This window comes from Bradyrhizobium sp. 170 (genome assembly GCF_023101085.1).
Classification (GTDB): Bacteria; Pseudomonadota; Alphaproteobacteria; order Rhizobiales; family Xanthobacteraceae; genus Bradyrhizobium.
This window is the reverse complement of the sequence record NZ_CP064703.1, coordinates 2,450,252-2,462,015: the sequence shown is the minus strand read 5'-3', so window position 1 is coordinate 2,462,015 and position 11,764 is coordinate 2,450,252. Positions and strand designations below refer to the sequence as shown.

Here is an 11,764-nt window from a genome sequence, read left to right as displayed (position 1 = left end):
CGACCTTGATGATAGCCTACGCGGCGAATCATAGGGGCAGAGCGAAACACACCGCATGAAGCCGCTGGGAATAGCTGTTGCCGTGATCGCGATGGCAGTGGTCTTGTACAAGCTCTCGTACCCGACATACACCTGCCGATATCGCATGACCGTCAACGTCGAGGTGGACGGCAAGCTGCGCTCGGGTTCAAGCGTCATCGAATTCCAGATCAGCAAGCAGATGAGATTTCTGCCAGACGTCAATCCGATCAAGTTCGATGCTGTAGGAGAAGCGGTTTACGTCGATCTTGGCGGGCAACGCAGCCTTGTGGCGCTCCTAAAGTCGGGAGAGAATGCGACGGAAGGCAACTTTCCTCTTCGAGTAGTGCCGGCGCATTTTAAACTCGATATGGATCGTCAATTGGCTTCATTGCCATCCTTACGTGGCAGATGGGAATTGCCTGCCAAAGACCTTCCGACTCTCGTTACGTTCTCCGACGCCAATAATTCAGCGACCTTGAGGGTCATTCGCCCGGATCAACTTGAGCAAATCTTTGGCCCTGACGTTCACTGGCGGGGTATTGTCATTGAGATGACGACAGATCCAGTAACGCATGGCCTTGAAGTGCGGCTGCCTTTTCTCGTCTCTCAAAAAGATACTTTGCGCAGAGCCTATCAGAATCCGTTCAAGTTCATTCCGGAATATTTCGCCTTTATCAGAGACTAGCCGACGGAGCGATCGCCTAGCACCATGATGCCCGGACGGGGTCTATGAATTTCACGCCGAATGGATGAGGACGGGCGCGGCGGAAGATGCCGCGGCGGCGACCTGAGCGCGTAAGAGGCGCTGAGCGGTGTTAGTCCCGAAGACCATCGCTACGCAGCCTCGTCGGCGCGCCTCCATTTCGGGAATGGATCGACAAGCCCGGACCATTCCGCGACGCGCATTCCCGGTTTCCCCGAAACAAGGCACGCATCGAGGCGCGCCGTTATCGCTTCCTGATCCATATCCGTGCCGATGAAAACGATCTCCTGCCGACGATCGCCATACACCTCGCTCCAGTTCTTCTTGAGCGATTGCCGCCAGAACGGATCGTCTGGCCAGCGATCTGCAGGCACGTTCGCCCACCAGAAGCCCAGCCCCTCGGTTCTGACGATCGCGCCCGCCTGGCTCAACTCGCCGAGCCATTGCGGACGCGTTGCGATCCAGAAATGTCCCTTGGCGCGGATGACGCCAGGCCAGCTTTCTTTCAGGAATTGATGAAATTTCGCAGGCTCGAACGGCCTTCGCGCGCGATAGACGAAGTTCTTGACGCCGTATTCTTCGGTCTCCGGCTTGTGGTCTGCAAAACCATGGAGTTCCTTGAACCACACCGGATGCTGCTGCGCCCGTTCGAAGTCGAAGCGACCGGTATTGAGAATGCGATCCAACGGTGCATTGGCGAAACTCGTCTCGACGATATCGGCCCCGGGATTAAGGGACCGGATGATCATTCGGGCGGAGTCGCGCTGTCCTGGCGAGGCGGCATCGATCTTGTTGAGCACGATCACATCGGCAAATTCGATCTGCTCTACCAGCAGATCTACCAATGTGCGCCTGTCGTCTTCGAGCGACTCGCCGCGATCCTTCAGAAAGACGGTAGACGAATAGTTTCGCAGCAGGTTGACGGCGTCGACCACCGTAACCATCGTGTCGAGCTTGGAGACGTCGGACAGGCTTTCTCCGCCTTCGGACCGGAAATCGAAAGTCGCCGCGACCGGCAGCGGCTCCGAGATGCCGGTGGATTCAATCAGCAGGTAGTCGAACCGCCCGCTCTCGGCGAGTGCGCGCACCTCTTTCAACAAATCGTCGCGCAGCGTGCAGCAGATGCAGCCGTTGGTCATCTCGACCAGCTTTTCGTCAGTCCGCGAGAGGTTCGCACCGCCATCGCGGACCAGGTCGGCGTCGATGTTGACCTCGCTCATGTCGTTCACAATCACCGCAACCTTCAGGCCGTGACGGTTGTTCAGCACATGGTTCAGCAAAGTTGTCTTCCCAGCCCCGAGGAAGCCGGACAAGACGGTGACGGGGAGTTTTCGCATGGAGATCAAAGAGCCTGTTCAGTTGACGGAGTCCCACTCGGGAACGGCGAAGCATTTGGGGGACTCCAGGATATGTTATGTTATAACATAACATTCGAGATCGAGGGGCTGTCAACCGGGAAAATCGGAGCCCTACCCAACCGGGGGCGATGGATGAACTACTCTGTAAGTCGCACGCGCAGTGTTCGGCGGCGCATGCGTCAGATGCGTTCGGCCCTTATCGATTCCGCGCGGAGTGGTCGGCTCGCGAGTCGAGACGGTGTCCAGGCGCATTCGGTCATCCGACCGAGCTAGAGAGCGTTACGCGCGGCGCGCTCGCCAAGCTTGCCCACCGTTGCACTAATCACACAGGCCGTTCGGATTGTGCCGCCACGCGGACGGGCCAAGGTTGACCGGTCCGGTGATGACTGGTGTTATATTATAACATCGAAGGGGTCAGGAGTGCTCCTGGCCCTTCGATGCGGGGCGCCCGTCGGCATGAAGTGGTTTCGGTCGAACATCAAAACTGGCTCGCGGCTGGCGCTGTTCGCGCTCGCCATCCAGTTTGCGCTGTCGTTCGGGCATTTCCACGAGGCTGCCGCGCAGCCGCCGCGACCCGGCCTGACGAGCGCCGATCTTGCCCACGCGGCGCTTGATGCGGCCAGCGAATTAGAGCCGCAACAGCCTTCCGATCACGATACCGATCAGCATACGGCGCATGCCTGCGTCATCTGCGCCGTCAATTCGCTGGCCAACAATTTCCTGTTTGCCACATCGCCCTTGCTGGAACTGCCACAGGCGATCGAGCTTCTCCACCTGGCCACCGATGCCGAATTCGCGCATCTCGGCTCGCCCCATCCCGCGTTCCAGTCCCGCGCGCCTCCGTCTCCTGACCTCGATTGATTGATGCACTTTCCGAGGGAATCGCCGGCGCCTAGCGCGTTTCCCAAGGGGAAAATCGGAATCGGCCTGTCGCACATCGACGGGATCAGGATCGGGACAATGACATTCAAGAAGAAACGAGCGTTCCATTTCGGTGGAGCAAGCTGGCTATTGCTATGCGCGATGGCCGACGGCGCGCTGGCACAGGACGCAGCGCCATCCTCATCGACACAACTACCTGAAATCACCGTGACGGCGCCGAGCCCGATTGTGCGGCGGCGAGCCGTTGTGCCTTCGCGCACGCCGGTGCGCGTCGCCCGCACCGCGCCCGGCCAAAACCGGCAACGCGCGGCAGAACCGCAAGCCGCACCTGTCGCGGCCGCACCCCAGCAGGGCGTGCTCCCCATCGTCACGGATCAATTTGCGACCGTCACTGTGGTGCCCAACGAGGAGATCCGCCGCCAAGGCACCGCCCAGCTTGGCGATCTCCTCTTTTCCAAGCCCGGCATTACCGGCTCAACCTTCGCGCCCGGTGCCGCGAGCCGGCCGATCATCCGGGGCCTCGACGTCAATCGCGTCGGCATCCTCGAGAACGGCACCAACGCTGGCGGTGCGTCCGATCTCGGCGAAGACCATTTCGTGCCAGTCGATCCACTGGCGACAAACCAGGTGGAAGTTATCCGCGGTCCGGCGGCGATGCGCTACGGATCGACATCGATCGGCGGCGTCGTCAGCGCAACCAACAATCGCATCCCGGACGCCCTGCCTTCATGTGCGGCCACACCGTTTCAGACCTACGGACTGCCGGCGAAAGCGCCGCTCGCAAACGTAGGATCACCTTCCTGCGTCACGGTCGAAACCCGAACGGCCGTCAATTCCGTCGACCGCGGTGTCGATGGCGGCATCCTGATCGATGCCGGCGGTGGCAATTTCGCTGTTCATGCCGACGCCTATGGCCGCAAGGCCAGCGATTACAGCATTCCGGGCTATCCGTATTTGTTCGACCAGACCCGCCCGGTCAACGGCCGGCAGCCGAATTCGGCGATGCAGGCGGCTGGTGCATCGATTGGCGGCTCCTACATCTTCCATGGCGGATTTATCGGCGCGGCGATCACGCAGAACGAGACGCTCTACCGCATTCCCGGAATTGAGCCCTCCGATCACCAGTCCCGGATCGACGCGCGCCAAACCAAATTCACGGCCAAGGGCGAATACCGGCCGGATGCGGCGGCGATCGACGCCATCAGGTTCTGGGCGGGCGCCACCGATTACAAGCATAACGAGATCGCGCTCGCCGATCCCGCCGACTTCTCGTCCCTTGGCGTGCGGCAGACCTTTACCAACAAGGAGCAGGAAGGGCGCGTGGAGGTGCAGATGGCGCCGTTCAACGCGCGCTTTGCCGCAGTTACGACCGCCTTCGGCCTGCAGGCCGGGCATCAGGAACTAACGGCGCCGAGTCCGGACGATCCAACCAGCCCGCTCAACGGGTTGTTTGATCCCAACAAGAATAACAGGGTCGCCGGCTACGTCTTCAACGAGTTGAAGTTCACCGACTCAACCAAGGCGCAGATCGCGGGCCGTATCGAGCATGTCAGTCTCAGCGGAACGACGCCGGCATTTATTCCGGAGTTGTTCGACCTCAATGCCAATCCCGGCGATATCGGTCCGCCGACAGCCCGCAATCTCAGCTTCACGCCGAAGAGCGCGAGCATCGGCTTGATCCAGAACCTTCCAGGCGAACTGGTTGCGAGTATCACCGCTCAATACGTCGAGCGGGCGCCCAAACCGGCGGAACTGTTTTCGCGCGGGGTGCACGAAGCAACTGTCACCTTCGACATCGGCAATCCCAATCTGGGCATGGAGACCGCCAAGTCAGTCGAGATCGGACTACGACGCGCCACCGGCCCCTTCCGATTCGAAGCAACTGCGTACTACACCAAGTTCAATGGCTTCATTTACCGTCGTCTCACCGGCAACACCTGCGAGGATGTCGCTTGCGTCGGTCCCGCCGATCCGGCCTATCCCCTTGAGCTGAACCAGGCGGTCTATTCGCAACGCGACGCCACCTTCCGTGGCGGCGAATTCCAGAGCCAGTTGGACGTGGGGCCGCTCTACGGCGGCATCTGGGGCGTCGAGAACCAGTTCGATGTGGTGCGCGCGACCTTCAACGACGGCACCAATGTTCCGCGAATTCCGCCGGTGCGAGTCGGCGGCGGCCTGTTTTGGCGCGATGCCAATTGGCTGACGCGGATCAACCTGCTGCACGCCTTCGCTCAGAACGATATCGCCCCGATCGGCGAGACGCCAACCGCAGGCTACAACCTGTTGAAGGCGGAGGTCAGCTACAAGACCAAGCTTGATCCTTCCTGGTTCGGCGCACGCGAGATGATGGTCGGCCTCGTCGGCAACAACCTTTTGAACGAGAACATCCGCAATTCGGCGTCCTTCAACAAGGACCAGGTCTTGCTGCCGGGCATCGGCGTGCGCGCGTTTGCCAATCTGAAGTTCTAGGTCAGACGCTGATGGGTGGCGTTAGCTGGTGGTACCAGCTAACGTCGGCATGGATGACGGTGGATATCGGATTCGGATATCGCACCGTCCAGGACATGCCTTGCCCGATGCGAGCTGACGAACCCGGATAGATGCCCTCGGCGATCAACATTCCCGTCTACAGCGATGCCCTCGTCCTGCTCGGCACCGCGGGCATCGTCATTCCATTGGTGCGCCGGTTCGGCTTCAATCCCGTCCTCGGCTATCTTGGAGCGGGCGCGATCCTCGGTCCCCTGGGGCTTGGTTCGTTTATCGGCGAATTCCCATTCCTGTACTGGTTTACCGTGGTTGACGCAAAGAACGTCGCCGGTTTCGCAGACCTCGGCATCGTGTTCCTGCTGTTCCTGATCGGCATGGAGCTGTCCTATGAGCGGTTGAAGACGATGCGCCGCCTGGTTTTCGGACTGGGCAGCCTGCAGATCGTGTTCTCCGCAGCCGCGATCGGTGCAGCCGTAATCCTTGCCGGCGGCAAGCCGCCGGTGCCGCTCATCGTCGGTGCCTGCCTGGCGCTGTCGTCGACCGCCATCGTCGTCGACGTGCTTTCCCGGCAGGGACGGCTGAAGACAAGCGCGGGCCGCGCCAGTTTCGCGATCCTGCTGGCACAGGACCTGGCGGTGGCGCCGCTCCTGCTGTTCATCTCCATTCTCGGCGCCGGCGAATCTGGTTCTGTTGCCGGCACTCTCCTGCTGGCGCTCACCAACGCCGCCATCGCGCTCGGCGTGATCGTCATCGTCGGCCGCGTGGTGATGCGGCCGCTGTTCCGTCTGGTCGCATCCGTGGGCATGAGCGACCTGTTCGTGGCCACCACGCTGTTCGTGATCGTCGCAACCGGGGTGGCCGCCGCCGTGGCCGGCTTCTCGATGGCGCTCGGCGCCTTCGTCGCCGGCCTGCTGCTGGCCGAGACCGAATTCCGCAAGGCGATCGAAACCGCCATCGATCCTTTCAAGGGACTCCTGCTGGGCCTGTTCTTCTTCACGGTCGGCATGAACATCGATTTCCGCGAGCTTGCCCGCGATCCCGTTTGGTTGATTGGGGCCGCCATCGGGCTCGTTGCCGTGAAATCCATCATCCTCATCGCCCTCGCCCGGCTGTTTCGCCTTTCCTGGCAAGCGGCCATCGAAACGGGTCTCCTGCTCGGCCCGGGCGGCGAGTTCGCGTTCGTCGCGATCGGCATGGCGACAACGCTCGGTCTGGTCGATGCCAAGGTGTCGAGTTTCACGGTCGCTCTGACGTCGCTGACCATGGTGCTCATTCCAGCGCTCTCCCATGCCGCGCGGCGGCTTGCGCCGATGGTACGCGAAGACAAGCCTCTCGATCCCGAACTTGCCGTCGCACCGAGCGCGGGTGCCGGTCATGCCATCGTCGTCGGACACGGCCGGGTCGGACAGGTCGTCTGCGCGATGCTCGATCGGCACCAGTTCCAATACCTTGCCGTCGACAATGACGCCGCGGCCGTGCCGGAACAGCGCAGGCTGGGGCGCACCGTGTATTACGGTGACGCGACCAATCCGGAGTTTTTGAAGAGTTGCGGCCTCATGGAGGCCGCGGCAGTCATCGTCACCATCGGCGAAGCCAAGGGCATCGACGAAATCGTCGGGCAGGTCCGCGCGCTCAGGGAAGACATGCTGGTGGTGTCGCGCGCCCGCGACGCCGAGCATGCGCGGCATCTTTATCAGATTGGCGTCACCGACGCCGTGCCCGAGACCATCGAAGCAAGCCTGTTGTTATCAGAAGCGGCCCTGATCGGCCTCGGCGTGGCAATGGGGCTGGTCGTCGCCTCCATCCACGAAAAGCGCGAGGAATTCCGGCACGAACTGCAGCAAGCGGCGGGCGGGACCCGGTCTTCGGGAGAGACGAGCGGAGTAAGGAAACCGTCTCCTTGACCCGAGCACGACGCCGAGCGGCTCAACCGTCCTGGCCGATACGCTACCGCGCCTTGCTCCAGTCCGGCCGGATATCGCCGGAGACGCCTTCGAAGGCGCCATCGACCAGCTCTGCTACCAACAGGCGGCTGTAATCGACGGGACCCGGCATGATCACGCGTCCCTTCGGCACCACCTTGAAGCCGACGCGGCTGTAATAGGGTTCGTCGCCGACCAGAATGACCAGGCGATGGCCCTTGGCCTTGGCGTCCTGCAGCGAGCGATCGAGCAGCATACGGCCGACGCCGCGCTTTCGGAACGGCGGCTCGACCGTCAACGGCCCGAGCATCAGGGCCGGCGTGTCGCCGATGCAGATCGGCAATTGCCGTACGGAGCCGACCAGCAACGTGCCGATCCGCGCCGTGAACGACAGCTCGAGCAGATGATCGACATGCTCGCGCAGGCGGTAGGCGCTCAGCACGAAACGGCCGGGACCGAACGTGCGCTCGTGCAGGCGTTCGATCGCCTGCGCGTCCTTTGGTGTTTCAGCCAGTATGGTGACGTCAAGTTCGCTCATGATGGGCGCGAGATAGCATCTGGCGGCGGCGCGGTCCATTGCCGGAGGCGGCAATCCCCGTATTGCCTTAATCCCTTTTGATGGCCGGCTGGGACAGATAGGCCAAAAGCTTCATCTCTCGACGGCCGCGCGTCACCGTATCCAGCACCAGCCCCGAAGATACCGACAGCACCGCCACGATCATCAGGCCCATCGACAGCACCGCGGTCGGCAGCCGCGGAACGAGGCCTTCCTCGAGATAGGTGATGATCACGGGGATCGCGAGGCCGATCGAGACCAGCATCAGGAAGACGCCGATGACCGTGAAGAACCGCAGCGGCTTTTCCGACCGGTACAGCTTCAGGATGGTGCCGAGAATCCGGAAACCGTCGCGCCAGGTGTTAAGCTTGCTGAACGATCCTTCGGGGCGGGCATAATAAGGCGTCTCGATTTCCACCACCGGCAGCGCCAGTTCGAGCGCGTGCACGCTGAGCTCGGTTTCGATCTCGAAACCGTCTGACAGCACCGGAAAGGATTTGACGAAGCGGCGCGAGAACACGCGGTAGCCGGAAAGGATGTCCTTGAACGCCTGGCCGAACACCGTGGAAAGGAAGCTCGTCAGCATCCAGTTGCCGGTGCGGTGGCCGGGACGGTAGGCGGCGACCGACTGGTCGACGCGAAAGCCCACCACCATATCGAGGTGGTCGTTGACCAGCGCATCGATCATGCGCGGGGCGCTCGGCGCGTCATAGGTCGCGTCGCCATCGACCAGCACATAGACGTCGGCGTCGATATCGGCGAACATGCGCCGCACCACATGCCCCTTGCCCTGACGGCGCTCGCTGCGCACGATGGCGTCGGCAGCGCGCGCCACCTCGACAGTGCGATCCCCCGAATTATTGTCGTAGACGAAAATCTCAGCCGTCGGCAGCGCCTTGCGGAAGTCGGAGACCACGGTAGCGACCGCGGCTTCCTCATTGAAGCACGGCACCAGAACCGCAACCCGCAGCGCTGGTGTCGTCATCGCACGCTCACCGAATTAAATCCGTCCATGGCGCGTCATACCGCAATCAGGCGTTGGCCGCTTGAGGGAAGGCCGCACTTTCTGCGACCCGTTCGCCGCGCAGATCGAGCGTTGCGAACAGCAAAGTCCAGAGCGAGAGCATGTCGATCGGAATGATATAATATGGCGTAAATATCGGATGGGTCATGAAGAAAATCAGGTTTACCGCGAGGTTTACGGCGACCAGAATTGCAACATGCTTTGCGCGGCCTTGATTGGCACGCCATAGCCAGGCAGTCCAGATCGCCGATATAGCCAGCAAGGTGAACTGAACGTCAACGAGATAGCTTAACAGGACGCCGGTGTTCAGATCGGGCGGCAGCGCATCGACGCCTCCATAGGTGGTCGAGAACGGACTCCCCGCATTGATTGCATTGGCAATCAGCGTCGGCACTATCCCGATCAGGAACGAGACACCAAACCAGAGCCCGTGCAGGAACGCTTCCTTGCTGCGCGCCAGCAGGAACGCGCCGGCAAGATACAGGCAATAGCCCGCCGCCAGAAACAGGTTGGGCAGTCGGAAGTTGACGGAGACGCCGATCAGCAGGCCCACCAGCGCGATCAGAAGGAGCCCGCGTCGTGGCGGCCTTGCAAGGAATCTCGCGGTGAGAAAGCCTGCGACCGCGCACACCATCATGGTCGGCGGCACCGAATAGCTCGCCTTGCTCGGGTTGATCATCAGGTAGAGCGCCGCGAAGCCGAATACCGCAGCCAGCGCGAGCGAGGCCGGGTCGCGTGCACGAAACAACGCAAGCAGCGCAAAGGCAAGGATCGTCATGTTCGCCAGCACATAGAGCGGGATCACCTGAAACCCCTCGCGAAACAGCGCCAGCGCGAATCCGGTGCCCGGCGGGTATTGCATGACATATTTGTCGGCCGCCGGAATCCAGGTGTGGCAGGGAACGCGCTTCACGTCGTTCCATTCCGCATAGCCGATCGCCTTCAGCTTGTTCTTGAGATAGTCATCGTCGTCGAAAACGATGTTGGTATCGATGCCACTGAAGCCGTATTTCTGGAACAGATGCGCCTGTCGCAGATAGCAGACGTCGTCATAGACGCCGCGGCTTTCGCTCCAGCGCGACATCGTCCAGATATTGCTCGCCAACAGCGCGAGCAGGCCGAAGCCGCAGAGGAGCCTGAAAATTTTCATCCTGCCCATGTCGAACCCTGTTTGTCCGCTTCTAGAGCCTTTTCCGTTCCGATGGAATCGGAACGGGGCTCTAGGTTTTTTATTTGAAGCGTTTTCTTGACGCGAACCGGTCGCCACTTCGCTGGAAAACGCTCTATGCGCTGCAAAGGCGCGAAGCAATCGCACCACGCGTCAGCGCCAGGTCGCAATCGGCGCCGTACCGTCGAGCACTTCGGCGATCCGGAGCCGCGTGCCCCTGGTGGTCTCCGCCGGCAACTCGCCTGCCGCATAAAACCCGCACTCCACGATCTCGTGGTTGGGCTTCGGCAGGCGGTCCTGCCGGAACTGCCTCACGACATAAACCGCGACGTGGTCGCGGCGGGAGACGTGGCCGTTGAAGAACAGGCCGTGCAGGACCGGCTCCCCGGTCAGTTCGATCCGTCCCTCCTCCACCAGCTCCCGCCGCAAGGCTTCGAGAAAGGTTTCGCCGACCTCGACCCCGCCGCCCGGCAGGTGCCAGCCGGCGACATAGCTGTGCCTGACCAGGAACACCTTGTCGTCGCCATCGAGCACGACGCCGCGGACCCCGAGCGTCATGCCGCGGGCCATCCGCCAATACAGGTGGAAGGCCCGCCGCAATTGCGGTTCGAAACGTTTTCGCAAGTGCTGCAGCGCCGTCACGCAAACCTCGGATGGACAGCTATCACGTTTGATCCTTATATCGCCGACATGATCGTGCGACGGCTCTATATCACAGGGAATACGGCAGAGCGCCAATGAGCGATACTTTCACGCTGGCGCATCTGTCCGATCCGCATCTGCCGCCGCTACCCGCGGCGCGGCTTCGCGATCTCGCGGGCAAGCGTGCGCTGGGCTATCTCAACTGGACCCGCAACCGCCACAAATATCACCGCCGCGAGGTGCTGGACGCGCTGGTCGCCGACATGCAGGCGCAGCGGCCGGACCACATCGCGGTGACCGGCGATCTCGTCAACCTGGCGCTGGAGGCCGAATTCACCCCGGCCCAGGCCTGGCTCGAAAGCGTCGGCACGCCGGAGCATGTCACCATCGTGCCCGGCAATCACGACGCCTATGTGTGGGCGACGCGGCATCATTTCGCCGGCACGTTCGACAAATATGTGCGCGGCGATGCCGAGGCGGACGAGACGCGGTTTCCATTCGTGCGGCGACGCGGCCCGCTGGCGCTGATCGGGGTGTCCTCGGCGGTGCCGACGCTACCATTGATGGCAACCGGCCGGCTCGGCCGCGCGCAGCTCGATGCGCTCGATCGCCATCTGGCGCAGATGTCCGCCGATGAGGCATTCCGGGTGCTGCTGGTTCATCATCCCCTGCAGTCGAGTTCGCGAATGAAGCGGCTCACCGATTCGAAGGCGCTCCGCGCCGTGCTGAAGCGGCGCGGCGTCGAACTCGTCCTGCACGGCCACGACCACATCCATTCGACGATGTGGCTCGAAGGCGCCGACCGCCAGATCCCCGCGGTCGGCGTGCCGTCGGCGTCGGCGCTGGCGCACCGGCATTATCCGGCCGCGGCGTATAATCTGTTTTCGATCGCGCGCGACGGCGAAAAATGGCGCTGTGTGCAGACCGTGCGCGCCATCGACGCCGACTTCCGCGTCAAGCAGATCAAGCAGGCGACGCTGCTTTAGCGGCCCGCAACGCCG

Annotated in this window: 10 protein-coding genes; 5 read left to right on the top strand and 5 right to left on the bottom strand. The window is 62.1% G+C overall.

What is annotated here, in order from left to right; genetic code table 11:
• The first annotated feature begins 55 nt into the window (after positions 1-55).
• Positions 56-706, top strand: a complete 651-nt coding sequence (locus tag IVB05_RS11470) for a hypothetical protein (protein ID WP_247784281.1) — start codon at positions 56-58, stop codon at positions 704-706.
• 149 nt (positions 707-855) lie between these two features.
• On the opposite strand, the gene zigA is transcribed toward IVB05_RS11470, so the two are convergent.
• Positions 856-2,061 carry a zinc metallochaperone GTPase ZigA gene (zigA, locus tag IVB05_RS11465; RefSeq protein WP_247784280.1) on the bottom strand — a complete coding sequence of 402 codons (1,206 nt, stop codon included), beginning with the start codon at positions 2,059-2,061 and terminating at the stop codon, positions 856-858.
• Between the two features lie 477 nt (positions 2,062-2,538).
• On the opposite strand from zigA, the gene IVB05_RS11460 reads away from it, so the two are divergent.
• The 3 genes from IVB05_RS11460 to IVB05_RS11450 all read left to right on the top strand — a co-directional run bounded on the left by IVB05_RS11460 (position 2,539) and on the right by IVB05_RS11450 (position 7,355).
• The gene (locus IVB05_RS11460; RefSeq protein ID WP_247784279.1) at positions 2,539-2,943 is read left to right on the top strand and encodes a DUF2946 family protein; all 405 of its coding nucleotides are present in this window, start codon (positions 2,539-2,541) and stop codon (positions 2,941-2,943) included.
• Positions 2,944-3,042: 99 nt separating this feature from the next.
• On the top strand, positions 3,043-5,433 hold the full coding sequence (locus IVB05_RS11455; RefSeq protein ID WP_247784278.1) for a TonB-dependent receptor: 2,391 nt from the start codon (positions 3,043-3,045) through the stop codon (positions 5,431-5,433).
• Between the two features lie 131 nt (positions 5,434-5,564).
• Positions 5,565-7,355, top strand: a complete 1,791-nt coding sequence (locus IVB05_RS11450; protein ID WP_247784277.1) for a cation:proton antiporter — start codon at positions 5,565-5,567, stop codon at positions 7,353-7,355.
• Positions 7,356-7,398: 43 nt separating this feature from the next.
• Here the strand turns inward: IVB05_RS11450 and IVB05_RS11445 are convergent, their stop codons facing one another.
• The 4 genes from IVB05_RS11445 to IVB05_RS11430 form a co-directional block, all read right to left on the bottom strand.
• Entirely contained in the window at positions 7,399-7,911 is a 513-nt protein-coding gene (locus tag IVB05_RS11445; protein ID WP_247784276.1) for an N-acetyltransferase, read from the bottom strand.
• Between the two features lie 67 nt (positions 7,912-7,978).
• A complete protein-coding gene (locus IVB05_RS11440) occupies positions 7,979-8,914 on the bottom strand; it encodes a glycosyltransferase family 2 protein (protein WP_247784274.1) in 936 nt (311 codons plus the stop codon).
• A 46-nt stretch (positions 8,915-8,960) separates the two neighbouring features.
• Complete coding sequence (locus IVB05_RS11435; protein WP_247784273.1) at positions 8,961-10,103, bottom strand: hypothetical protein; 1,143 nt, start codon at positions 10,101-10,103, stop codon at positions 8,961-8,963.
• Between the two features lie 171 nt (positions 10,104-10,274).
• Positions 10,275-10,763, bottom strand: a complete 489-nt coding sequence (locus IVB05_RS11430; RefSeq protein WP_247784272.1) for an NUDIX domain-containing protein — start codon at positions 10,761-10,763, stop codon at positions 10,275-10,277.
• 95 nt (positions 10,764-10,858) lie between these two features.
• On the opposite strand from IVB05_RS11430, the gene IVB05_RS11425 reads away from it, so the two are divergent.
• Positions 10,859-11,749: a metallophosphoesterase gene (locus IVB05_RS11425; protein WP_247784271.1), complete on the top strand. Its 891-nt coding sequence runs from the start codon at positions 10,859-10,861 to the stop codon at positions 11,747-11,749.
• The last annotated feature ends 15 nt before the right edge of the window (positions 11,750-11,764 follow it).